Origin of the sequence: Aeromicrobium sp. CTD01-1L150, assembly GCF_041951745.1 — a bacterium.
Classification (GTDB): Bacteria; Actinomycetota; Actinomycetes; order Propionibacteriales; family Nocardioidaceae; genus Aeromicrobium.
In genome coordinates this window covers 3,384,287-3,404,596 of the sequence record NZ_CP169555.1, presented here as the reverse complement: position 1 = coordinate 3,404,596, position 20,310 = coordinate 3,384,287, and the positions used below count along the sequence as shown (strand labels likewise).

The window sequence follows — 20,310 nt, the reverse complement described above, 5'->3', positions numbered from 1 at the left end:
TGCCGAGCCACACCAGCCCGGTCAGCTGATCTCGTCCTCGGCGGCCAGCTCCTCATCGGGATACTTCCGCAGGTAGGCCCCGACGTCGTCGTCGCGCAGCGCGGTGAAGAGCTCCTCGGCCTTGGCCTCGTCGAGCCGGACGACGTTGCCGATGCCGGGGACGTCCTCGGTGGTGGCCACCGGTGCGGTCAGGAAGGAGACGTCATCGGCCGTCGTGTCCCGCAGCGACAGGGCGAGCGCCCGCATGTCCCGGGGGTCCCAGTCGTCGTCCACGGTGAGGTTCTTGGTGACGGCCGAGAGGGTCCGGGTGAGCTTGACCGGGTTGCTCGTGGTGCCCCGGTCGAGCATCTTCTGCATGAGCGACCGCAGGAAGTTCTGCTGGCGGGCGATCCGGTCGAAGTCGCCACCCTCCAGGCCGTAGCGGGTGCGCACGTAGTCGAGAGCCTCCTGGCCCTGCAGCTCCTGGTCGCCGGCGTCCCACTGGATCTTCTGCTGCGGGTCGTAGAAGGCACGAGGAATGGTGACCGGGACGCCGCCCACCGCCGAGGAGAGGTCCCTGAACCCGTCCCAGTCGATGATCGCCACGTGTGCCATGCGCAGCCCGGTCAGCTGCTCCACCGTGGCGATGGCGCCGTTGGGCCCGTAGGCGGAGAAGGCGGCATTGATCTTCTGCTCGTTCGTCGCGTCGCCCTGCTCGTCATGGATCGTGGTGTAGGTGTCGCGGGGGATGGAGACCAGGTGCACGCTGCGTCGGTCCGCCGAGATGTGGGCGATCATCATGGTGTCGCTGCGGTACTTGCCGCTGGGCCACTTGGCCGCCGTCGCGTCCTCGGCCACCGTGGTGTCCTTGGACTGACCGGACTGTGGCTCACCCTCGTCCGAGCCGAGCAGCAGGATGTTGAGCGACTTGCCCTCGTCAGGGTCCGGACGGTTCTTGATGGCGTCGGTGTCGACGCGTTCCACGTTGCCCAGCTGGGAGTTCAACCAGTAGGCGTACCCCGTCACCACCGCCAGCACGAGGGCACAGACCGAGAAGACGGTCACCAGTGCACGGCGGTGACGTCGGTGGAAGGGAAGCCCACCGACGCGTCGTTTGCCCGCGACCTGACGCCGCGTGCGCGCATCGCCTCGAGCCATCGGTCTCCCTGGGGGTGAGTGCGGGAGGCCGTGCGGCCATGCCCGCGCAGCATTCTAGGGCCGGAACCTGAAAGCCCGGTTCAGGAATCGATCACCAGCGTGACCGGACCATCGTTCGTGAGGTCGACGGCCATCTGTGCCCCGAACTCGCCGCGCGCCACGACCGTGCCCCGCCGTTCCAGAGCAGTGCAGAAGGCCCCGTACAACGGCTCGGCGACGGGACCCGGTGCCGCGGCGCCCCAGGACGGGCGGCGACCCTTGCGGGTGTCGCCGTAGAGCGTGAACTGGCTGACGACGAGGACCTGCGCGTCGGTGTCCGCCACCGAGCGTTCGTCGCGCAGGATCCGCAGCCCGTGGATCTTCGTGGCGAGACGGTCCGCGTCGTCGGTGGTGTCGTCGTGGGTGATGCCCAGCAGCACGAGGAGCCCGGTCCCGATCGAGCCGCTGATGCGCTCGTCCACCCTGACCTCGGCCCGACTGACCCGCTGCACCACTGCTCGCACCCGTCCAGCCTAGTGACAGCAGTCAGCGCACCACCGGGCGGCGGATACGATCGAGCACATGGCCTTCACGATCCCCGACGACCTGCACTCCGACGTGCTTCCCTTGGCCTGGCTCCTGGGGACGTGGCACGGCAGCGGGCGCGGCGAGTACCCGACGATCGAGGCGTTCACCTACGAGCAGGACGTCGCCATCGCGCACGACGGCCGACCCTTCCTGCACTACTTCAGCCAGACGTGGATCACCGACGACGAGGGCGAGCGCGTGCGTCCCGGCGCCATCGAGACCGGGTTCCTGCGCGCCGCGGGCCCGGTCGCCAACCCCGACGGAGCCGACCCTGACGGGTCCAACCCCGACGGGTCCGGCGGCCAGGGCCTGGCGGTGGAGCTGGTGCTGGCGCACCCGACCGGCTACGCCGAGGTCTGGTACGGCGTCGCCGAAGGAGCACGTCTCACGCTCGCCACCGACATCATCGCCCGCACCGAGACGGCCAAGGAGTACACCGCCGGCCAACGGATGTACGGACTCGTCGAGGGCTCGCTCATGTACGCCTTCGACATGGCCGCCGAGGGCCAGTCCATGCAGTCGCACCTGTGGGGGAAGCTCGCCCGTGTCTGAGACCGTTTCTGCACCTGGCTCTGGACCGGGGACGGAGCAGCCGTACCGCAGCCCGCTGCTGGAGCGCCCCGGCGCTGTCGAGGCCGATCCCCCCGACGCCGGGGTCGCCGCCCACTACGGTGGCATCGCCCGCGAGCAGCGTCGCCTGGAGGCAGGGGAGGGGTTCGTCGACCTGTCGCACCGTGACGTCGTCACCGTCACCGGCCCCGACCGGCTCACCTGGCTGCACTCGCTCACCACGCAGCACCTGAGTGACCTCACGCCCGGCGTCACCACCGAGGTCCTGCTGCTCTCACCGCAGGGACGCATCGAGCACGCGTTCTCCGGGATCGACGACGGCGAGACGTTCTGGGCCCACACCGAACCGGGCGCCGGTGCGGCGCTCGTGGCCTTCCTGGACTCGATGCGCTTCATGATGCGCGTGGAGGTCCGGCTCGTGACTCCCGCTCACGCGGTGGTGGGGCTCGCCGGACTCACCTGGCGCCTGGTGCCACGTGAGCAGCTGGCCGCGCTGCCCGACGAGCTCGGCGAACCGGCCGGTACGTGGGCCTGGGAGGCGCTGCGGATCGCCGCCGGCGTCGTGCGGTTCACCCAGGACACCGACGAGCGTTCGATCCCCAACGAGGTCGGTCTGCTCGAGCGCGCCGTCCACCTGGACAAAGGGTGCTACCGCGGCCAGGAGACCGTTGCGCGGGTCCACACGCTCGGCCGTCCGCCGCGGCGTCTCGTCCTGCTGCACCTCGACGGCTCGGCCGAGCACCTGCCCGTCCACGGTGCCGCGATCGAGCTGGACGGTCGCTCCGTCGGACAGGTCGGGTCCTCTGCCCGCCACCACGAGCTCGGTCCGGTGGCGCTCGCCGTGGTGAAGCGCAACATCCCGGTCGACGCCGTGCTGCTCGTCGACGGGGTCGCCGCCAGCCAGGAGGCCCTGGTGGACCCCGAGGCCGGGCTGCACGTGCGACCACGGCTGGACGGATGAGGCAACGCTTCGCGATCCTGCTCGTCTGCACCGCGAACATCTGCCGGTCACCGCTGGCCGAGCTGCTGCTCACCGCGCGACTCGACCAGCGTCGCTTCGAGGTGGCCAGCGCCGGTGTCCTGGGCTGGGAGAACCACCCGATGGACGTCCCGGTCAAGGAGCAGGCCCGTCGGCTCGGGGTGGACCCCGACCACTTCCTCTCCCGCAGGATCGTCTCCGACCACCTGTCCGTCGCCGACCTCGTGCTCACCGCCACCCGTCAGCACCGGGCCAGCGTGCTGGAGCTGGACCCGTCGGCCCTGCGCCGGACCTTCACCCTGCGCGAGTTCGCCGAGCTCGCCCGACAGACCCCCGGGTCCGACCTGCCGGCGCTGGTGCGCGAGGTCTCGACCCGACGGAGCTCCGCCCCCAAGGACATCGACATCCCGGACCCCTACCGTGGGGGTGAGCCGATGCATCGCGAGGCGGCGGACCTCATCGACGACGCCACCCGCACGATCGCCGATCGCATCGGGGACCTGAACCGTCCGTAACCTCCCGGGCGGCTGAACGGTTGTGCCTCGTGATGGTCGGGGCGGCCGACAGGAGGTGCCGGAGTGTCCCAAGCCCTGCGAGATGACGCGAGCACCGCGTCGACGGCTGCGCGGACGCTCTCACCGGTGCACACGGTCGCGGCGCAGGGGCACGACGCCCGGCCGGTCCAGGTCGGCAGCGGCCGACGTCGGTGGCAACGCACGCTGTCGCGGTGCATGCTGGTCACCGATGCCGGAGCCATCACCGTCGCCTTCGTGGTCGCCTACCTCGTGCGCGTCGGACCCTGGCCGACGCCGGCTCCACCCGGTCGGCTCGAGTACTGGATCGTCAGTGCCGGGTTCGTACTCGCCTGGCTCACGGCGATGGCGGTCTTCCGCACCAGGGACCACAAGCTGCTCGGCGCCGGGGCCGCGGAGTACCAGGCGATCGGCAAGGCGACGTTCTTCGTCTTCGGCTGGATCGCGATCCTGGCACTGCTCCTCAAGGCAGATCTCTCCCGCGGCTACCTGCTGCTCGCCTTCGGCATCGGGTTCACGCTGCTGCTGGTGAGCCGCAAGGTCTGGCGCCTGTGGCTGCGTGCACGCCGCACCGAGCGCAGGTTCGTGGCCCGCACCCTCGTCATCGGCGGTGTCCGCAGTGCACGCACCATGGCCTCACGCTTCGACTCCGACCCGGCCTCGGAGTTCGCCGTCATCGGGTTGTGGGTCCCGGACCGTTCAGCCGGTCCCGATGAGTCCATCGAGGTCGGGGCCGCCACGATTCCCGTGCGCGGCATGGAGACCGAGCTGGGCTCGGTACTCGACCTCGGTGGCATCGACACCGTCGTCGTCACCGACACCGAGCACCTGGGCCACGACGGCATGAGCGAGCTCGCCTGGGAGCTGGAGGGGCGCGACATCGACCTGCTCGTGGCTCCCAACATCGCCGACGTCGCAGGTCCCCGCATCCACGTCGACGCCCACGGGGCGATGCCGCTCATCTACCTCTCCGAGCCCACCTACTCCGCGGCGCGCACACTGCGCAAGGCGTTCTTCGACCGTGCGGTCGCGCTCTGCATCCTGCTGGTCAGTGCCCCGGTCCTCATCCTCGGGGCCGTCGCGGTCCGGCTGTCCGGGCCGGGTCCGATCTTCTACCGCTCTGAACGCATCGGTGCCCACGGCATACCGTTCCAGATGCTGAAGCTGCGCACGATGGTCGACGGCGCGGACGGCCGGCGTGCCGCCCTGGAGCGCGAGCACGACGGCGCGGGGCCGCTGTTCAAGCTGGTCGACGACCCGCGGGTGACGCGCGTCGGCCGGCTCCTGCGGCGCTACAGCATCGATGAGATCCCCCAGTTCGTGAACGTGCTGAAGGGTGAGATGAGCGTCGTCGGCCCCCGTCCGCCCCTGCGCTCGGAGGTGGACCTGTACGACGACACCGTCCGGCGTCGGCTCCTGGTCAAGCAGGGGATCACCGGACTGTGGCAGGTCAGCGGCCGTTCCGACCTGTCCTGGGAGGATGCGGTGCGCCTGGACCTGACCTACGTGGAGAACTGGTCGATGCTGCGCGACCTGCACATCATCGCCCGCACCGCCAAGGCCGTCCTCCAGGCTCGCGGCGCCTACTGACCTGCGGTGCTCGAGCAGCGCGCCGGGCGCCTGGGGGAGGATCCCGTGACCTCTCCCCGGGGTCGACCGGCACCGGGCCAGGCCGGCCCCGGGGGCTGCGGGGGCCCTGCGCTGGGACCGTCGTCCGGTGCGCGAGGATGGAGCGTGCTCAATTCTTCGTGGGCGCCGAGCGCACCAGGAGTCTTGCCATGACCGACACGCCAACCGAACGCACCGACGAGGTGGGCTTCGCCGACCTCGGGCTCGATGCTGCTGTCGTCGACATGCTCGGCAAGCTCGGCTATGAGCGGCCCACTCCCATCCAGACCGGTGCCGTCCCGGTGCTCCTGCAGGGGCGCGACGTCGTCGGCCTCGCCCAGACCGGCACCGGCAAGACCGCTGCCTTCGCCCTGCCACTGCTGCAGCGCCTGGACGTCTCGCGACGCTCGACGCAGGCTCTCGTCCTCGCGCCGACGCGCGAGCTGGCGCTGCAGGTCTGCGAGGCCCTCACCAGCTATGCCGCAGCCGTCGCCGGCGTCCGGGTGCTGCCGGTGTACGGCGGCCAGGGGTACGGCGCCCAGCTGGCCGGTCTCGAGCGCGGCGCCCACGTCGTCGTCGGCACCCCGGGTCGGGTCATCGATCACCTGGAGCGCGGCAGCCTGGACCTCACCGGGCTGGACGTCCTGGTGCTCGACGAGGCCGACGAGATGCTCGCGATGGGCTTTGCCGAGGACGTCGAGCGGATCCTGCGCGACACCCCGGAGTACAAGCAGGTCGCGCTCTTCTCCGCCACGATGCCCCCACCGATCCGCAGACTCGCCAAGAAGTACCTCCACGACCCCGTGGACGTCTCCACCCCGGCGGCGACCCGCACGACGTCCACCGTCAGGCAGCGGTGGATCCCGGTGCCCCACCACGCCAAGCTCGACACGCTGACGCGGGTTCTGGAGGTGGAGTCGGGTGAGGCGATGATCGTCTTCGTCCGCACCAAGCAGGCCACCGAGGACCTTGCGGCGTCGCTGCGGTCACGGGGGTTCGCCGCGGCGGCCATCAACGGCGACATGGTGCAGGCCCAGCGTGAGCGCACCATCGGCGCGCTGAGGTCGGGCTCGCTCGACCTTCTCGTGGCCACCGACGTCGCCGCTCGCGGACTCGACGTCGAGCGCATCAGCCACGTCGTCAACTACGACGTCCCTCATGACACCGAGGCCTACGTCCATCGCATCGGGCGCACCGGACGGGCCGGTCGCAGCGGTGAGGCGATCTTGTTCGTGACGCCGCGGGAGCGGCGGATGCTGCACGCCATCGAGAAGACGTCCGGACAACCCGTGGTGCAGATGGCCGTGCCCACGGCCGAGGAGGTCAACGCGCGGCGCACCGAACGCTTCTCGGCGGCGATCACCGAGAGCATGGGCTCCTCGCAGTTCCACACCTTCCGCTCGCTCATCGAGTCCTACGCCGCCACGCACGAGGTCGCCATGACCGACGTGGCTGCCGCACTCGCGGTGATGAGCACCGATGACAAGGAGTTCTTCCTGAGTCCGGACCCGCCGCCGCAGCCACGGCGCGAGCGGCCGCCGCGTCCCGAGGGCAGGGACGAGCGGCCACGGCGCGGCACGCCCGGCATGGCGCCGTACCGGATCGCGGTGGGCAAGCGGCACAAGATCGGGCCGTCGGCCATCGTCGGGGCCCTGGCGAACGAGGGCGGGTTGCGTCGCTCCGACTTCGGCAAGATCACCATCGCGGGCGCCCACTCCGTCGTGGAGCTGCCGGCCGACCTCCCGCAGGCGGTCTTCGACGCCCTGGAGAACACCCGCATCTCCGGCCGTCGCATCGACCTGCGTCCCGACGACGGCCCTCCGTCGCGAGGCAGTGGCGCCGGGCCACCGCATCGCGGCCACGGGGGCAAGAAGGGCACGTCGGACCAGGGCACGAAGGGCCAGCACCCCTCGGGGCCGAGCAAGCCCCGCAAACCCCGCCGCAAGGGCTGACGAGCCGCCCAGGCTGGCGCCGACCACAGGGGAGAGGACCGGATGAGACGACTGCAGAGCCCGCGCCGCACCTACGACTGGGGTTCCCGCGAGGAGATCCCGGACTTCCTCGGGCAGCCGGTCGACGGCGAGCGCGTCGCCGAGGTCTGGCTGGGGACGCACGCGCTGGCCCCCTCGCTCGTGGATGGGCCGGACGGCCCGCGTTCGCTGCTGGAGGTCTCCGGCGAGCTGCCGTTCATGCTCAAGATCCTCGCCGCCGACCGTCCGCTGTCGTTGCAGGTGCACCCGGATGCCGAGCTCGCCAGGGCGGGCTTCGACGCGGAGGAGGCCAGCGGTACCCCGCTCGACGCACCGCACCGCGTCTTCAAGGACCCCCATCCCAAGCCTGAGATGGTGCTGGCGCTGACCACGTTCGACACGCTCGTGGGCTTTCGCCCGACAGCAGAGATCCTGCGCGTGCTGGGCGCGCTGCCCACGTCGCTGACGCAGAAGCTGGCCGAGCGGCTGCGGGCCGAGCCGGGCTTCGCCGGCATCGTCGCCCTCGTCGAGCAGCTCGTCACGGACCCGCCGACACCGCAGGAGGTCGGCGACGTCGTGGCGGCCTGCGCCGACGGCGTGCAGCGCCGCACCGACGTGAAGCGGGCCTACCTGACGGCGCTGGAGGTCAACGAGCACCATGCGGGCGACGTCGGGGTGGTCATCTCGCTGCTGCTCAACCGTCTGACGCTGCAGCCCGGTGAGGCCGCCTACCTCGCCACGGGCATCATCCACGCTCACCTGAAGGGGATGTGCCTGGAGGTCATGGTCTCCTCGGACAACGTCCTGCGCGCCGGTCTCACCAGCAAGCACCTGGACCCTCAGGGCCTGGTGCGGTGCGTCTCCGGTGGGATGTCACGGTTGGCGCGCGTGGAGCCGGAGCAGTTCGGGGAGTCGACCGACGTCTTCAGCCCCGGGCTGCGGGAGTTCGCGCTCTCGATGACGCAGGTCTCGCCCGCCGAGCCGGCCGGGACGCCGTTGCCCGACCAGGGCCGTCGCATCATCGTGTGCACCGGCGGTGAGGTGGAGCTGGTGAACGAGCACGACGAGCGGTTGCCGCTGCGACGTGGTTCGGCGGTGTACGCCGACGCGGCCGACGGCACCATCCGTGCCCACGGGACCGGCGAGGTCGGTCAGGCCTACACCCCGACCGCCGAGGATCGCGCCACCCCGCTCACCGACCTCGTCTGATCCAGCGGATTCGTGAGCCCACGCCCCCAATCTCGGCGATGAGGTCAGCTTTGGGTGCTGGCGCTCACGAATCTGGGTGACGTGGGCCGCTACACCAGGTCGTCGCGGCCGGCCGCGGTGAGCCGGGCGGGCACCTGCTTGACCTCCTGGGCGCGCTCCAGCGTCGTGACCAGGAGGGCATCGGCGGTGTGCACGACCACGGCGTCGGGGATGCCGACGACTGCGATGGTGGTGTCCTCGGTGCTGAGTGCCAGTCCGTCGGCGTCGACCCAGATCGCGTCGTCCTGCCCGCGCAGGCCGTGCAGGGCAGAGAAGTCCCCGACGTCGTCCCAGCCGAAGGTCCCGGGGACGACGGCGATGCCGCCCTCGAGGGAGACCGGCTCGGCGATGGCGTGGTCGATCGCGATGCGGGTGAGCGTCGGCCAGACCTGCTCCAGCACGGCCGGACGGTCGTCGGTGGCCGCGGCGATGCGTTGCAGCCCGTCGTGGAGGGTGGGCTGGAGCCGGGCGAGGTGTCCCATCAGGACGTCGGCACGGGTGACGAACATGCCGGCGTTCCAGCTGAAGCCGCCGTCGCGAAGGTACCCCTCGGCGGTGGTCGCGTCGGGCTTCTCCACGAACCGCCGGACGGTCCGCGCATCCGGTGCGCCGTCGGTGGGCAGGGGGTCGCCGGCCTGGACGTACCCGAACGCGGTGGCGGCGGAGCGGGGTGTGATCCCGATCGTCACGACCTTGCCCGTGCGAGCGGCGGCGGCGGCCTGCCCGACGGCGTGTTGGAACGCGTCCTCGTCGTCGATGACGTGGTCGGCGGCGAAGGAGGCCACGACGGCCTGGGGGTGCTCGCGCGCGATGACCGCGGTGGCCAGCCCGATGGCCGGCATGGAGTCGCGCGGGGACGGCTCGACGTGCAGGTGACGCAGGTCCGGGAGCTGCTCGGTGACGCCGTCGGCGTGGGCGGGCCCGGCGACGACGTGGACGCGCTCGGCCGGTACGAGGGCGACGAGGCGGTCCCACGTCTGCTGCAGCAGGGTGCGACCGTCACCGGTGAGGTCGAGCAGGAACTTGGGGCGCCGGGCCCGCGAGAGCGGCCACAGCCGCGTCCCGGCGCCGCCGGCAGGGATCACGACGTGCAGGTCGGACAGGTCCATTGGCGTGCTCCTTGGGCATGGATGTGACGGTGAGGGCGGCTGCACCTGAGCCTATGGCCACCGGCCACCGGCCTCTGGCCTCAGGCAGCCGTGGGTGCGAGCACGGCAAGCCCGAGGGATACGCAGCAGTCCTGCATCCGATTGTCGTAGGTCACCACCGCGTCCACCCCCAGCCGGACAGCCACGGCCAGGTGCAGTGCATCCAGCGACCGCAGGCTCGTGCCCGGCAAGAGGCCCGCCTCGCGAAAGACCGACGACGGGACGGCGTACAGATCGATGGCGTCCAGGAACTGTGACACTGCCGACTGCTCGAGTCCCTCGGTCCGCTGCGCTGCGCGGCGCAGCTCCGTCTCAAGCAGCCAGCACCCCGCCAGGTCACCGTCGAACGTGTCGACCGCAGCGGCCAGCGCCGACGACTCCGCCTCCTCGACGATCAGCTTCAGTGCTGCGGACGTGTGGACGTACCACCGACTCATCGGTCTCCACGCAGGTCGTCGAGGACCGCGGTGGACGGCTGATCAATCGTGACCCGGGGCAGGTCGGAGAACCGCATCTGCCGCCGGGCAGGACGTTCACAGCGCAGATCGTCGTGCTCCGCCGGCACCAGGCGAGCGACCGGCACCCCGCGCCGCGTCACCGTCAACGACTCGCCACGTTCCACCCGACGGATCACCTCACCGCTGTCGTTGCGCATCTCCCGCTGGCTGATCGTCTCCATGACCCAAACGTAGCACGTCGTAGCACAACGGTCAGGCGTGCTCTACGCTGCCGTCATGGACGTGCTCGCGGAGGTCACTCGTTCGGGACTCGTGGAGAGCCGGCACCGTGGGGTGGCGGCCCTGGTCGGACCTGACGGTGAGGTCGCGTGGTCGATCGGCGATGTCTCGACGGTGATCTTCCCGCGGTCCGCCAACAAGCCGTTCCAGGCCGTGGGGATGCTGCGCTGCGGTCTCGGCCTGGACGGGAGCGCGTTGGCGCTGGTCGCAGCGAGCCACAGCGCCGAGCCGTTCCACCTCGAGGGTGTCCGGGCCATCCTGGCCGCGGCCGGGCTCCAGGAGTCCGCACTGCAGACGCCGTCCTCGTACCCGCTCGATCCCCACGAGCACGCCGCCGTGCTGCGCGCCGGCCAGGGCCGGGCGCCGATCCGGATGGACTGCTCGGGCAAGCACGCCGCGATGCTCCTGACGTGTGTCCGCAACGGATGGGACACCGCCACCTACCTGCGTCCCGACCACCCGCTCCAGGAGGCGGTCACGTCGACCTTCGCCGAGCTCGTCGGCGCTCCCGCGGTGGTCGGGGTCGACGGCTGCGGTGCGCCGCTGCTGGCCTCCACGGTGGGTGGGCTGGCTGCCGGTGTCGCGCGGCTCATGGCCGCCCCGGGTGGGTCCTCGGAGCAGGCAGTCGTCCAGGCGATGGTCGATCACCCCGAGCAGGTGAGCGGCACCCGCCGCCCGGACCTCGCGCTGGCTCGTGCCGTGCCGGGGGCATTGGTGAAGTCCGGTGCCGAGAGTGTCGTCGTGGTGGGACTGCCCGACGGTCGTGCGCTCGCGGTGAAGGTCGAGGATGGCAGTGATCGTGCGCTGTTCGTCGTGGCCCACCGGGCGTTGGAGCTCGCCGGTATCGAGGCGCCGCTGCTGTCCGATCGGCCGGAGGTTCTCGGCGGCGGTCGACCCGTGGGGGAGATCCGCCCGGCCTTCTGAGTGACGCAGGTTTCCCACGAGACCGCTCGAAATCGTCCCAAAGCACACGAAGTTTCGTGTTGTCAACGCAGGAAACGAGCGGTCTCGTGGGAAACCAGCACCCCGTGTGAGCCACCTCGCATGCACAACTGCTTGCAGATGCTTGCTTTAGCAAGCACCATGGATCCGTGGCGAAGCTGAACATGCAGGAGACCGTGGGCAACCTCGGTGAGTACCTGCGTGACCAGCGGCGCCAGGCGCAGATGTCCTTGCGACAGCTGGCCGAGGTCTCGGAGGTTTCCAATCCCTACCTCAGCCAGATCGAGCGGGGCGTGCGCCGTCCCTCGGCAGAGGTGCTCAGCCAGATCGCCAAGGCGCTGCGCATCTCGGCCGAGTCGCTCTACGTCAGGGCCGGGATCCTCGACATCGACGAGACCGGGACCCGGATGGTCGAGGATGCGATCGCTCTCGACACCCGTCTGACCGAGCGGCAGAAGACGGCACTGCTTGACATCTACCGCTCGTTCGTCGGAGCCGACCATGTGGCGAACGCCGAGCTCGCGACGACGGTCACCCAAGCCAACCAGGAGAAGAACTCATGAGCATCACCGATCAGATCAACAGCCAGGTCAAGACCCTCGTCGATGAGGTCAAGACCCTCACCGAGACCCTCAGGAAGCTCGATGTCGACGACCTGCGCACGCAGGCCACCGACGCCGTCGCCGCGTCCAGCACCGTTGCCAAGGCTCGCTACGAGGAGCTCGTCGTCAAGGGCGAGGAGCTCGTGGCCGAGGCTCGTGCCCTCAAGCTCGACGACGTGCAGAAGCGTGCGGAGAAGTTCGTGGAGAGCCTGCGCAAGGATGCCTCCAAGAACATCAAGGACGTCCGCAAGGCTGCCGAGGGCACCGCGACCGACGTGCAGAAGCGCGCCGAGGACATCGTCTCCGACGCCCAGGCCACCGTCACCAAGGTGACCAACCGTGGCGGGGCCAAGAAGACCACGTCGAGCCCGGCCAAGACCAGCACGGCCGCGCGCTCGGTGGCCTCCACCTCGACGGCCAAGAAGGCCCCGGCCAAGAAGGCCCCGGCCAAGAGCACTGCCAAGAAGGCCCCGGCCAAGAAGACGGCTGCCAAGAAGAGCTCCTCGACGTCGACGGCCAAGAAGGCGCCCGCGAAGAGCGCCGCCAAGAAGGCTCCGGCCAAGAGCACGGCGAAGAAGGCTCCGGCCAAGACCGCCGCCAAGAAGACGACTGCCACCAAGAGCACGTCGAGCGCCACGACGAGCGCCGCGAAGAAGGCTCCGGCCAAGAAGGCCTGAGACCTCGTGCGCCGCAGAACCCCTCCCCGCTCGGCGGGGAGGGGTTCTGTGCGTCGTGGACGTGCCGATAGCCTTCAGTGGTGTTCGAGATCCAGTCCGGTATCACGCTGCTGCTGACGGTCGTGCTGTTCGTCGTCAAGGCTTTCGCGCTGGTGGACTGCGTCACACGCTCCCCGGCGGACTTCGCAGTCCGGGCCACGCTGGAGAAGAACGCCTGGCTGCTGATCCTCGGCCTCGCACTCGCGGCGCACCTGCTCCTGTGGAGCCCGCTCGGTCTGATCAACATCATCGGCACCGTCGCCGCGCTGGTCTACCTCGCCCAGCTGCGCAGCCCTGCCTGAGGCGTGTGACCACAGGGATCGCCCGGGCGGGGATCCTGAGCGCCACTCATGATCGAGCTCTGCAGGCTCAGTGCTCCTGCGTCAGCCCGTAGCCGAGGTAGGTGACGCCGTTGCCGAACGTCTTGTGGTCCAGCAGTCTCAGGCGCGAGGCTGCGAAGCCCTCGGGGAAGAAGCGGCGCCCTCGGCCCTGCACGGCAGGGTGGACGAAGATGCGGCACTCATCGACGAGGTCGGCGGTGAGCAGCTCGTGGCACACCATGATGCTGCCGGTGGCGACGATGTCCTGACCGGGCTGCTCCTTGAGGGCGCGCACCTCCTGGAGGAGATCGCCGGAGAGCACCACGGAGTTCTGCCATCGCGGGTCGGTCATCGTCGAGGAGACCACGTACTTGGTCACGGTGTTCAGCTGGTCGGTGACACCGGTCTGGTCGTCGCTCTGCTCGGGCCAGTAGCCGCGGAAGGCCTCGAAGGTCTGCCGACCGAGCAGGACGGCGTCGCACGTCGCGTCCTGCCGGTGCAGCTCAGTGAGGTGGTCCGGGTCTTGTTGGGTGGGGTCGAACCAGTCGTCGAGCATCTCCACCGCGCCGTCGAGCGTCATGTTCTGGGTGATCGCGAGGGTCCTCATCCCCGGATTGTCGACGGTCGTGCGTGTGCGGGCAATGGCTGTGCCTCCTGGTCGAGGCGCGCCGGGTGGAGCCAGCGGGTGACGATGACGCGCAGGGTGCTCAAGGTGTCGTCGGCGCGTGCCTCCTGGGGCTGCAGGACGGTGAGGGTCCGCAGCAGGGTGGCGAGCCAGCGGGCGCTGTCGGCCGGGTCGAGCTCGCGGTCGGCCATGCCGTCTCGCATCGCCGCCAGGAGGAGTGCGCTGATCTCGGACTCGAGGTCGTCAGGAAGCTCGTGGGGTGCGCAGGCCAGCTCGTCGAGGCGGTCGAGGAGGCGGTCCCAGGGGCTCACACCGATGAGTCTCGCACCTCGTGCCACTTGTCGACGAGCTTGGGCAGCTCGACGACGAGGAAGGCGAAGAAGTCGTCGGTCTCGCGGAGCCGGCGGAGCGCGTCGGGATCCTCGGTGGCGGCGATGCCGTGCTGCAGCAGCGTCGAGAAGGTCTTGATGAGCTCGGAGCGGACCAGCAAGGACTCGGCCCATGCCGTCCCACGCACCTCGAACCGGTCGCTGCGCTCGCCCGGTACTCGTCGCCGCCGGACCAGTCCGACCTGGACGAGGGTGCGCGTGGCGCCGCTGACGGCTCCGGCGCTGACCGACAGCTCCTGGCCGATCTCGCGCGCCGACCACCCCCCGCCGGGCGCGATCATCAGGGCCGTGAAGACGCGGGCCGCCATGCGCTGCATGCCGGCCTCACTGAGCTGGAGGGCGAGTGTCTCGACGAACTCGGCCTGGGCGGGGGACATGGGAGACATGGTGGCGAAGTTTCATCTCGCACACAAGTTTCACAAAAACGTGAAATATGGGTACTGTCGACTCATGAACGATGTCATCGCCATCAATGACCTCCGCAAGGACTTCGGCTCCTTCACCGCCCTCGACGGTCTGGACCTCACGGTGCAGCAGGGTGAGGTGCACGGATTCCTCGGCCCCAACGGGGCCGGGAAGTCCACCACCATCCGGATCCTGCTCGGTCTGCTGCGCGCCAGCGGCGGCGAGGTCACGCTGTTCGGCTCAGATCCCTGGAGCGATGCCGCCGCGCTGCACCGGCGTCTCGCCTACGTGCCTGGCGACGTCACGTTGTGGCCCAGCCTCAGCGGGGGTGAGGTCATCGACCTGCTCGGTCGGCTGCGCGGCGGACTGGATCGCCGTCGTCGCGACGAGCTGGTCGAGCGCTTCGAGCTCGACCCCACCAAGAAGGGCCGCACCTACTCCAAGGGAAACCGTCAGAAGGTGGCGCTCGTCGCGGCGCTGGCGGCCGACGTGGAGCTGCTGATCCTGGACGAGCCGACGTCGGGCCTGGACCCCCTCATGGAGGAGGTCTTCACCCAGTGCGTCGATGAGTTCAAGGACGAGGGCCACTCGGTGCTGCTGTCGAGCCACATCCTTGCCGAGGTCGAGCGCCTGTGCGACCGGGTCAGCATCATCCGGTCCGGACGCACGGTGGAGTCGGGCACCCTCGCCGACCTGCGCCACCTGACCCGCACCTCGGTCTCGGCCGAGCTCGAGCGTGTCCCCGAGGGACTCCAGGACCTGCCGGGGATCCACGACCTCGTCGTCGAGGGCCAGCGCGTGGTCTTCGAGGTGGACAGCGACCGGCTCGGCGCGGCCCTCGAACCTCTCACGGCCGCCGGGGTGCGGGCGCTCACCAGTCAGCCGCCGACGCTGGAGGAGCTGTTCATGCGGCACTATGGCGACCACGTGGGGGGCGACGACGTGGGGGGCGACCTGCATGAGGACGGGCAGGAGGAGACCTCATGAGGGACTCGCTCGTGGGCGCGGGGACGTTCGTGCGGTTCTTCGTGCGGCGCGACCGGTGGATGGTGCTGGCCTGGACGGTCGGCATCTCCCTCATGTACTGGATCCAGGCCGTCAGCGTCGAGGGCTTGTACAGCACGCAGGAGGAGTTCGACGTCGCGGCGGCGAGCATGGAGTCCAATGCCGGGTTCGTGGCCATGCTGGGTCCGACCCGTGTGCTGAACACCGTCGGCGGCCAGGTGTCTTGGCAGTCGGCGGCCTTCGGCGCGATCCTGGCCGGGCTGATGAGCATGTTCCTCGTCTCCCGGCACACGCGTGCTGAGGAGGAGAGTGGCCGCGAGGAGCTCGTGCGTTCCGGCGTGGTGGGCCGTCGCGCGACGGTGACCGCCACCGTCGTCGTACTGGTCCTCGCGAACGTCGTCGTCGCGGTCGGCATCACGCTGCCGTTGCTGGCGCACGGGCTGGATGCCCCGGGCTCGATCGTCCTCGGCGTCGCCGCGGGTCTGGCCGGTGTGGTCTTCGGGGCGGTGGCACTCGTGGCCGCGCAGCTCAGCGAGGGCACACGCAGCGTGTACGGCGTGACCGGTGGCGCGATCGGTGCCGCCTACGTGCTGCGCGGCGCCGGGGACGTGGCCGAGAACGGTGTCTCCTGGCTCTCCCCGATCGGGTGGGGGCAGGCCATGCGTGCCTACGACGACGAGCTGTGGTGGCCGGCCGCGCTGTCGTTGGTCGTGGCGGCGCTGCTCATCGTGCTGGCCTTGGTCCTGCTGGATCGACGAGATGTCGGGGCAGGGTTGTGGCCCGCGCGCCGCGGGCCGGCCACGAGCGACATCGGGGCATTCGCCCTGGCATGGAAGCTGCAGCGCGGCATGCTCATCGGCTGGACCGTGGGACTGCTGTTCATGGGCGCCGCATACGGCTCCATCGGCGACAGCGTCGGTGATCTGCTGGGTGACTCGGACCTGTCCGAGGCGATCCTCGCCGACGGCGCCGACTCCCTGACCGACGCGTTCTTCGCGACCGCGGTGCTGATGGTCGCCGTGATCGCCTCGGCCTATGCCATCGGGTCGGCCCTGCGCCCACGAGGTGAGGAGGTCGGCGGCCGGGTCGAGCCGTTGCTGGCCACGGCTCTGCCGCGGCTGCGATGGGCGGCGGGGCATGCCGTGATCACGGTGGCAGGTGTGGTGGTCGTGCTCCTGGCCGCCGGGCTCGGTATGGGAGCGACGCTCGCCGTCGTGCTGGACGACGGGTCGCAGGTGGTCCGGATGACCGGTGCCGTCCTGGCCTACGCCCCGGCCGTCCTCGTGCTGTCCGGGCTGACTCGCCTGGCCTACGGCATCGCGCCGCGGGCGGCGACGCTCGGCTGGCTCGGTCTGGCCTTCTGCGCCGTCGTGGTCTTCTTCGGCGACGCGCTGCAGATGCCGGACTGGCTGAAGGACGTCTCGCCGTTCACGCACCTGGCGATGGTGCCGGTGGAGTCCTTCGCCGTCGGACCCGCGCTGGCCGTGGGGGGTGTGGCCCTGGGGCTCAGCGTGGCCGGACACCTCATGCTGGCGCGACGTGACCTGATGACGACATAGAACATCCGTTCGATCTGCACTAGGATCAGGGTGTGTACTTCCAAGGCTCCCTGCTGGATGGGGGCGACGTCGCCGAGGTGGGCGACGTCGCCCGCGGGCGGCAGCGTCGTGAGCTCGCCGGCGGCGCGTGGGTCGACCTGCGGCCCGGCTGGATCACCGGTGCGGACGCGTTGTTCCTGAGGCTGCAGACCGAGGTGCCGTGGCGCGCGGAGAAGCGCGAGATGTACGAGGCGACGCTCGACGTGCCACGGCTGCTGAGCCACTACGGCCCGCGTGATGAGCTGCCGGACCCGGCGCTCACCGTAGCGCGTGACGCGCTGAGCGAGTACTACGCGCAGGCGCTGGGCGAGCCCTTCGCCACGGCGGGGCTCTGCTACTACCGCGACGGCCGCGACAGCGTAGCCTGGCACGGCGACCGCATCGGCCGCGGGCGCTCGCAGGACACGATGGTCGCCATCGTCTCCCTCGGTGCGCCGCGTCGGCTGAGTCTTCGGCCGCGACCGGGAGGCCCGGCCGACGTGGCGGGGGAGCGCACCATCGGATTCGTCGTCGGGCACGGCGACCTGCTGGTGATGGGCGGCTCCTGCCAGCGCACCTGGGACCACGCGGTGCTCAAGACGGCCAAGCCGGTGGGCCCGCGCATCAGCGTGCAGTTCCGCCCGGCGGGCGTGTTGTGACGGGCAAGATCAGGCGCGCGTCGCCACCGTGAGCAGCACGACCGCGTCCTCGAGCGCATGCAGGTCATGGCGTTGCGCAGGGACGATGAGGTAGTCACCGGCGTCCAGGCGCCAGGTCTGGTCGCTGCTCCTCAGGTCGACTGATCCGACCAGGACCTGCAGCGTCGCCTCGCCCGGCGCCTCGTGCTCACCGAGAGAACGGTCGCTGGCAAGCGCTATCACCGTCTGACGCAGATCGTGCTCGTGTCCGGCGTGGATCGTCTTGGCGGCCCGCCCGCTCGATGCGGCGCGCGCCGTCTCGAGCAGCTCCGCGCCGAGTTCTGACAGTGCCACCGTGGTCATCGATGTCTCCTCCGTGTCGACGAGGGCGTGCAGGCAGACTACTCGCGCCATGGCTCGGACGCCGTCCGACCGGCATCCGCAACGATCCCTTGTCGGGCTGGCCCGACAAGGGATCGTGCGGCTCACCGGCTGCCCGTGAGCGGGTCGATTCCCTAGCGTCGTGAACATGAACCAGACTCTGACCATGGAACACGACGCCGCGACCCGCAGCGGCGCCGACGGGAGTGATGCGACGGCTCATGTCAGTCTGCCGCGGACGGCCCCGGTGCGTCGCCGAGGGGTGCTGCGGCGCACGGTCGATGACACCGCGTACGCCATCGCGACGTTCCCGTTGTGCGTCGCGGCCTTCGTCCTGGTGCTGATCGGTGTCGTGGCCGGCTCGGCGCTGGCCTGGTTGCTCCTCGGTCTGCCGATTCTCGCACTCACGGCGTTCGTCGCTCGGGGGTTCGCCCACGTGGAGCGGCTGCGGCTGCGCTCCCAGCAAGGACGTGCTGCACCGATCCCGGTCTACCTCCGCTCCCGCCCCGGCGACCGACGGTGGCGACGCATCCTCACCCCGTTGCGTGACCCCCAGTCCTGGCTCGACATCCTCTGGTGCCTGCTCTCCTTCGTGACGGGCATGTTCGTCTTCGTGCTCGCCTTCTCCTGGTGGGTCGTCGTCGCCAACGGGTTCACCTACTGGTTCTGGCAGCGATGGCTGCCCGACGGGCCGGGGCAGCAGGGCCTGGCCGAGCTCATCGGGCTCGGTGAGACCCGCACGGCCGAGATCTGGCTCAACACCGCGATCGGCCTCACCGCGCTCCTGCTCGCACCCCTGGTGATGCGTTTCGCCGCGCTGCTGCACGCCAGCCTCGCCGACGTGATGCTGAGCAGCCGTGCCAGCCTGCAGGCCGAGGTGCGTCGCGCGGCCGGCGGCAGGGACTCCGCCCGCCAGGCCGAGGCCACGTCGCTGCGTCGCCTCGAGCGCGACATCCACGACGGGCCGCAGCAACGACTCGTCCGGCTCGCGATGGACCTCGGTCGCGTCCGTCACCAGCTCGACCAGGACCCCGAGCGTGCCCGGGAGGCCCTCGACGTCGCCTACGGTCAGGCCCGCGATGCCATCGACGAGCTGCGTGCCCTCTCGCGCGGGATCGCTCCGCCTCTGCTCGTCGACCGCGGTCTCGGGCCCGCGTTGGAGGAGCTGGTGGCCCGCCACGACGAGCAGGTCAGCCTGCGCCTCGACCCATCCGCCATGGACGCCCTGGCGCCACACGTCGAGACCTGCGTCTACTTCGTCGTCGCCGAGGCCATGACCAACGTCGCCAAGCACAGCCGGGCCGACCACGTCGAGGTGCTGGTGGCCCGCACGGGCGACGCCGTGGTCGCCGAGGTCACCGACGACGGTGTCGGAGGTGCGCACCCGGGCAAGGGGACGGGACTCGCCGGCCTGCAGCAGCGGGTGCGCGGCCTGGACGGCACACTGGCAGTGACCTCCCCGCCCGGTGGGCCCACCATCGTGCGGATGGAGATGCCGATGGGTGAAGGGAAGAGGTCGTGAGCAGTGGACTGCGGGTGGTCGTGGCCGATGACTCGGTGCTGCTGCGCGAGGGCCTGCAGCTCATCCTCGCCGACGCAGGGCACGGTGTGGTCGCTGCTGTCGGCGACGGGCCGTCGCTCGTCGGCGCCGTGGCGGAGCACGCACCCGACCTCTCGATCGTCGACGTCCGGATGCCCCCGACGCACACCGACGAGGGCCTGCGCGCCGCCGTCGAGGTGCGCCGCTGCACCCCGGGCGCACGGATCCTCGTGCTCAGCCAGTACGTCGAGGTCTCCTACGCCGACGAGCTGCTCGCCACCGGCGACGGTGGTGTCGGCTACCTCCTCAAGGACCGGGTCAGCGAGCTCGGCGGGTTCCTCGACGCCGTCGCGACCGTCGCCGACGGCGGCACGGTGCTCGACCCGCAGGTGGTGGCCCAGCTGATGCGCCGCCGCCGGGATCCGCTCGAGCAGCTCACCCCGCGCGAGCGGGAGGTGCTGGCCGCGATGGCCGAGGGTCTCTCCAACACCGCGATCGCCGCGCGCCTGCACGTCACCGAGGGCGGCGTCGAGAAGCACACGCAGCGCATCTTCGCCAAGCTCGACCTGCACGGCGACGACGACAGGCAGCATCGCCGCGTCAAGGCCGTCCTCGCCTTCCTGCGCTGACGCCGCGGGCAATTGACAGACTCTGCCTCGTCGCCCGCGGCCAC

Annotated in this window: 24 protein-coding genes; 15 read left to right on the top strand and 9 right to left on the bottom strand. The window is 70.4% G+C overall.

Features of this window, described 5'->3' with window-relative positions; all coding sequences use genetic code 11:
- Positions 1-21: 21 nt before the first annotated feature.
- Both ACEVFP_RS16875 and dtd read right to left on the bottom strand, forming a co-directional pair.
- On the bottom strand, positions 22-1,137 hold the full coding sequence (locus ACEVFP_RS16875; RefSeq protein ID WP_375000608.1) for an LCP family protein: 1,116 nt from the start codon (positions 1,135-1,137) through the stop codon (positions 22-24).
- Positions 1,138-1,217: 80 nt separating this feature from the next.
- The gene (gene dtd / locus ACEVFP_RS16870; RefSeq protein WP_375000607.1) at positions 1,218-1,640 is read right to left on the bottom strand and encodes a D-aminoacyl-tRNA deacylase; all 423 of its coding nucleotides are present in this window, start codon (positions 1,638-1,640) and stop codon (positions 1,218-1,220) included.
- A gap of 58 nt (positions 1,641-1,698) precedes the next feature.
- Here dtd and ACEVFP_RS16865 point away from each other — a divergent pair, with 58 nt between their 5' ends.
- The 6 genes from ACEVFP_RS16865 (at position 1,699) to manA (ending at position 8,573) form a co-directional block, all read left to right on the top strand.
- Positions 1,699-2,256: an FABP family protein gene (locus tag ACEVFP_RS16865; RefSeq protein WP_375000606.1), complete on the top strand. Its 558-nt coding sequence runs from the start codon at positions 1,699-1,701 to the stop codon at positions 2,254-2,256.
- A complete protein-coding gene (locus ACEVFP_RS16860; RefSeq protein WP_375000605.1) occupies positions 2,249-3,235 on the top strand; it encodes a YgfZ/GcvT domain-containing protein in 987 nt (328 codons plus the stop codon). Before ACEVFP_RS16865 ends, ACEVFP_RS16860 begins: the two co-directional genes overlap by 8 nt.
- Positions 3,232-3,768, top strand: coding sequence for a hypothetical protein (locus ACEVFP_RS16855; RefSeq protein ID WP_375000604.1), 537 nt, complete (start codon positions 3,232-3,234; stop codon positions 3,766-3,768). The genes ACEVFP_RS16860 and ACEVFP_RS16855 overlap by 4 nt, the downstream gene beginning before the upstream one ends.
- A gap of 63 nt (positions 3,769-3,831) precedes the next feature.
- Positions 3,832-5,376: a sugar transferase gene (locus ACEVFP_RS16850; RefSeq protein WP_375000603.1), complete on the top strand. Its 1,545-nt coding sequence runs from the start codon at positions 3,832-3,834 to the stop codon at positions 5,374-5,376.
- A 188-nt stretch (positions 5,377-5,564) separates the two neighbouring features.
- Positions 5,565-7,346, top strand: coding sequence for a DEAD/DEAH box helicase (locus ACEVFP_RS16845; RefSeq protein ID WP_375000602.1), 1,782 nt, complete (start codon positions 5,565-5,567; stop codon positions 7,344-7,346).
- Positions 7,347-7,388: 42 nt separating this feature from the next.
- Complete coding sequence (gene manA / locus ACEVFP_RS16840) at positions 7,389-8,573, top strand: mannose-6-phosphate isomerase, class I (protein ID WP_375000601.1); 1,185 nt, start codon at positions 7,389-7,391, stop codon at positions 8,571-8,573.
- A gap of 89 nt (positions 8,574-8,662) precedes the next feature.
- Here manA and ACEVFP_RS16835 read toward each other — a convergent pair whose 3' ends face one another.
- The 3 genes from ACEVFP_RS16835 to ACEVFP_RS16825 all read right to left on the bottom strand — a co-directional run bounded on the left by ACEVFP_RS16835 (position 8,663) and on the right by ACEVFP_RS16825 (position 10,439).
- On the bottom strand, positions 8,663-9,721 hold the full coding sequence (locus tag ACEVFP_RS16835) for a mannose-1-phosphate guanylyltransferase (protein ID WP_375000600.1): 1,059 nt from the start codon (positions 9,719-9,721) through the stop codon (positions 8,663-8,665).
- Between the two features lie 80 nt (positions 9,722-9,801).
- Positions 9,802-10,197 (bottom strand): type II toxin-antitoxin system VapC family toxin, encoded by a 396-nt coding sequence (locus ACEVFP_RS16830; RefSeq protein ID WP_375000599.1) that lies wholly within the window; start codon positions 10,195-10,197, stop codon positions 9,802-9,804.
- Positions 10,194-10,439 carry a type II toxin-antitoxin system Phd/YefM family antitoxin gene (locus ACEVFP_RS16825; RefSeq protein WP_375000598.1) on the bottom strand — a complete coding sequence of 82 codons (246 nt, stop codon included), beginning with the start codon at positions 10,437-10,439 and terminating at the stop codon, positions 10,194-10,196. The genes ACEVFP_RS16830 and ACEVFP_RS16825 overlap by 4 nt, the downstream gene beginning before the upstream one ends.
- Before the next feature lie 55 nt (positions 10,440-10,494).
- On the opposite strand from ACEVFP_RS16825, the gene ACEVFP_RS16820 reads away from it, so the two are divergent.
- The 4 genes from ACEVFP_RS16820 (at position 10,495) to ACEVFP_RS16805 (ending at position 13,059) form a co-directional block, all read left to right on the top strand.
- On the top strand, positions 10,495-11,421 hold the full coding sequence (locus ACEVFP_RS16820) for an asparaginase (protein WP_375000597.1): 927 nt from the start codon (positions 10,495-10,497) through the stop codon (positions 11,419-11,421).
- Positions 11,422-11,588: 167 nt separating this feature from the next.
- Positions 11,589-12,002: a helix-turn-helix domain-containing protein gene (locus tag ACEVFP_RS16815; RefSeq protein WP_375000596.1), complete on the top strand. Its 414-nt coding sequence runs from the start codon at positions 11,589-11,591 to the stop codon at positions 12,000-12,002.
- A complete protein-coding gene (locus ACEVFP_RS16810; RefSeq protein WP_375000595.1) occupies positions 11,999-12,718 on the top strand; it encodes a hypothetical protein in 720 nt (239 codons plus the stop codon). Before ACEVFP_RS16815 ends, ACEVFP_RS16810 begins: the two co-directional genes overlap by 4 nt.
- 80 nt (positions 12,719-12,798) lie before the next feature.
- Positions 12,799-13,059 carry a DUF2516 family protein gene (locus ACEVFP_RS16805; protein WP_375000594.1) on the top strand — a complete coding sequence of 87 codons (261 nt, stop codon included), beginning with the start codon at positions 12,799-12,801 and terminating at the stop codon, positions 13,057-13,059.
- A 67-nt stretch (positions 13,060-13,126) separates the two neighbouring features.
- On the opposite strand, the gene ACEVFP_RS16800 is transcribed toward ACEVFP_RS16805, so the two are convergent.
- The 3 genes from ACEVFP_RS16800 to ACEVFP_RS16790 are packed head-to-tail and all read right to left on the bottom strand — an operon-like array spanning position 13,127 to position 14,468.
- Positions 13,127-13,684 (bottom strand): dihydrofolate reductase family protein, encoded by a 558-nt coding sequence (locus ACEVFP_RS16800; RefSeq protein WP_375000593.1) that lies wholly within the window; start codon positions 13,682-13,684, stop codon positions 13,127-13,129.
- The gene (locus ACEVFP_RS16795) at positions 13,681-14,013 is read right to left on the bottom strand and encodes a hypothetical protein (protein ID WP_375000592.1); all 333 of its coding nucleotides are present in this window, start codon (positions 14,011-14,013) and stop codon (positions 13,681-13,683) included. The genes ACEVFP_RS16800 and ACEVFP_RS16795 overlap by 4 nt, the downstream gene beginning before the upstream one ends.
- On the bottom strand, positions 14,010-14,468 hold the full coding sequence (locus tag ACEVFP_RS16790; protein WP_375000591.1) for a GbsR/MarR family transcriptional regulator: 459 nt from the start codon (positions 14,466-14,468) through the stop codon (positions 14,010-14,012). Before ACEVFP_RS16790 ends, ACEVFP_RS16795 begins: the two co-directional genes overlap by 4 nt.
- 73 nt (positions 14,469-14,541) lie before the next feature.
- Here ACEVFP_RS16790 and ACEVFP_RS16785 point away from each other — a divergent pair, with 73 nt between their 5' ends.
- From ACEVFP_RS16785 to ACEVFP_RS16775, 3 genes are read left to right on the top strand one after another with little or no spacing between them, the layout of a single operon-like run.
- Positions 14,542-15,483, top strand: a complete 942-nt coding sequence (locus tag ACEVFP_RS16785) for an ATP-binding cassette domain-containing protein (protein WP_375000590.1) — start codon at positions 14,542-14,544, stop codon at positions 15,481-15,483.
- On the top strand, positions 15,480-17,060 hold the full coding sequence (locus ACEVFP_RS16780) for an ABC transporter permease (RefSeq protein ID WP_375000589.1): 1,581 nt from the start codon (positions 15,480-15,482) through the stop codon (positions 17,058-17,060). The genes ACEVFP_RS16785 and ACEVFP_RS16780 overlap by 4 nt, the downstream gene beginning before the upstream one ends.
- A 32-nt stretch (positions 17,061-17,092) precedes the next feature.
- The gene (locus ACEVFP_RS16775; RefSeq protein WP_375000588.1) at positions 17,093-17,737 is read left to right on the top strand and encodes an alpha-ketoglutarate-dependent dioxygenase AlkB; all 645 of its coding nucleotides are present in this window, start codon (positions 17,093-17,095) and stop codon (positions 17,735-17,737) included.
- Positions 17,738-17,746: 9 nt separating this feature from the next.
- On the opposite strand, the gene ACEVFP_RS16770 is transcribed toward ACEVFP_RS16775, so the two are convergent.
- Positions 17,747-18,079: a cupin domain-containing protein gene (locus ACEVFP_RS16770; RefSeq protein WP_375000587.1), complete on the bottom strand. Its 333-nt coding sequence runs from the start codon at positions 18,077-18,079 to the stop codon at positions 17,747-17,749.
- A 166-nt stretch (positions 18,080-18,245) separates the two neighbouring features.
- Between ACEVFP_RS16770 and ACEVFP_RS16765 the strand changes: the two genes are divergently transcribed.
- Both ACEVFP_RS16765 and ACEVFP_RS16760 read left to right on the top strand, forming a co-directional pair.
- Positions 18,246-19,619 carry a sensor histidine kinase gene (locus ACEVFP_RS16765; protein WP_375000586.1) on the top strand — a complete coding sequence of 458 codons (1,374 nt, stop codon included), beginning with the start codon at positions 18,246-18,248 and terminating at the stop codon, positions 19,617-19,619.
- Between the two features lie 8 nt (positions 19,620-19,627).
- The gene (locus tag ACEVFP_RS16760) at positions 19,628-20,266 is read left to right on the top strand and encodes a response regulator (RefSeq protein WP_375003861.1); all 639 of its coding nucleotides are present in this window, start codon (positions 19,628-19,630) and stop codon (positions 20,264-20,266) included.
- The last annotated feature ends 44 nt before the right edge of the window (positions 20,267-20,310 follow it).

What these genes read in the sequence shown, in the direction of transcription:
- ACEVFP_RS16855 (WP_375000604.1), top strand. Translation starts at nt 3,232, where the DNA reads ATGAGGCAACGCTTCGCGATCCTGCTCGTCTGCACCGCGAACATCTGC.
- ACEVFP_RS16845 (WP_375000602.1), top strand. Translation starts at nt 5,565, where the DNA reads ATGACCGACACGCCAACCGAACGCACCGACGAGGTGGGCTTCGCCGAC.
- ACEVFP_RS16780 (WP_375000589.1), top strand. Translation starts at nt 15,480, where the DNA reads ATGAGGGACTCGCTCGTGGGCGCGGGGACGTTCGTGCGGTTCTTCGTG.
- ACEVFP_RS16790 (WP_375000591.1), bottom strand. Translation starts at nt 14,468, where the DNA reads ATGTCCCCCGCCCAGGCCGAGTTCGTCGAGACACTCGCCCTCCAGCTC.
- ACEVFP_RS16825 (WP_375000598.1), bottom strand. Translation starts at nt 10,439, where the DNA reads ATGGAGACGATCAGCCAGCGGGAGATGCGCAACGACAGCGGTGAGGTG.
- ACEVFP_RS16830 (WP_375000599.1), bottom strand. Translation starts at nt 10,197, where the DNA reads ATGAGTCGGTGGTACGTCCACACGTCCGCAGCACTGAAGCTGATCGTC.
- ACEVFP_RS16875 (WP_375000608.1), bottom strand. Translation starts at nt 1,137, where the DNA reads ATGGCTCGAGGCGATGCGCGCACGCGGCGTCAGGTCGCGGGCAAACGA.
- ACEVFP_RS16770 (WP_375000587.1), bottom strand. Translation starts at nt 18,079, where the DNA reads ATGACCACGGTGGCACTGTCAGAACTCGGCGCGGAGCTGCTCGAGACG.
- ACEVFP_RS16785 (WP_375000590.1), top strand. Translation starts at nt 14,542, where the DNA reads ATGAACGATGTCATCGCCATCAATGACCTCCGCAAGGACTTCGGCTCC.
- ACEVFP_RS16765 (WP_375000586.1), top strand. Translation starts at nt 18,246, where the DNA reads ATGAACCAGACTCTGACCATGGAACACGACGCCGCGACCCGCAGCGGC.
- manA (WP_375000601.1), top strand. Translation starts at nt 7,389, where the DNA reads ATGAGACGACTGCAGAGCCCGCGCCGCACCTACGACTGGGGTTCCCGC.
- ACEVFP_RS16865 (WP_375000606.1), top strand. Translation starts at nt 1,699, where the DNA reads ATGGCCTTCACGATCCCCGACGACCTGCACTCCGACGTGCTTCCCTTG.
- ACEVFP_RS16810 (WP_375000595.1), top strand. Translation starts at nt 11,999, where the DNA reads ATGAGCATCACCGATCAGATCAACAGCCAGGTCAAGACCCTCGTCGAT.
- ACEVFP_RS16800 (WP_375000593.1), bottom strand. Translation starts at nt 13,684, where the DNA reads ATGAGGACCCTCGCGATCACCCAGAACATGACGCTCGACGGCGCGGTG.
- ACEVFP_RS16835 (WP_375000600.1), bottom strand. Translation starts at nt 9,721, where the DNA reads ATGGACCTGTCCGACCTGCACGTCGTGATCCCTGCCGGCGGCGCCGGG.
- ACEVFP_RS16820 (WP_375000597.1), top strand. Translation starts at nt 10,495, where the DNA reads ATGGACGTGCTCGCGGAGGTCACTCGTTCGGGACTCGTGGAGAGCCGG.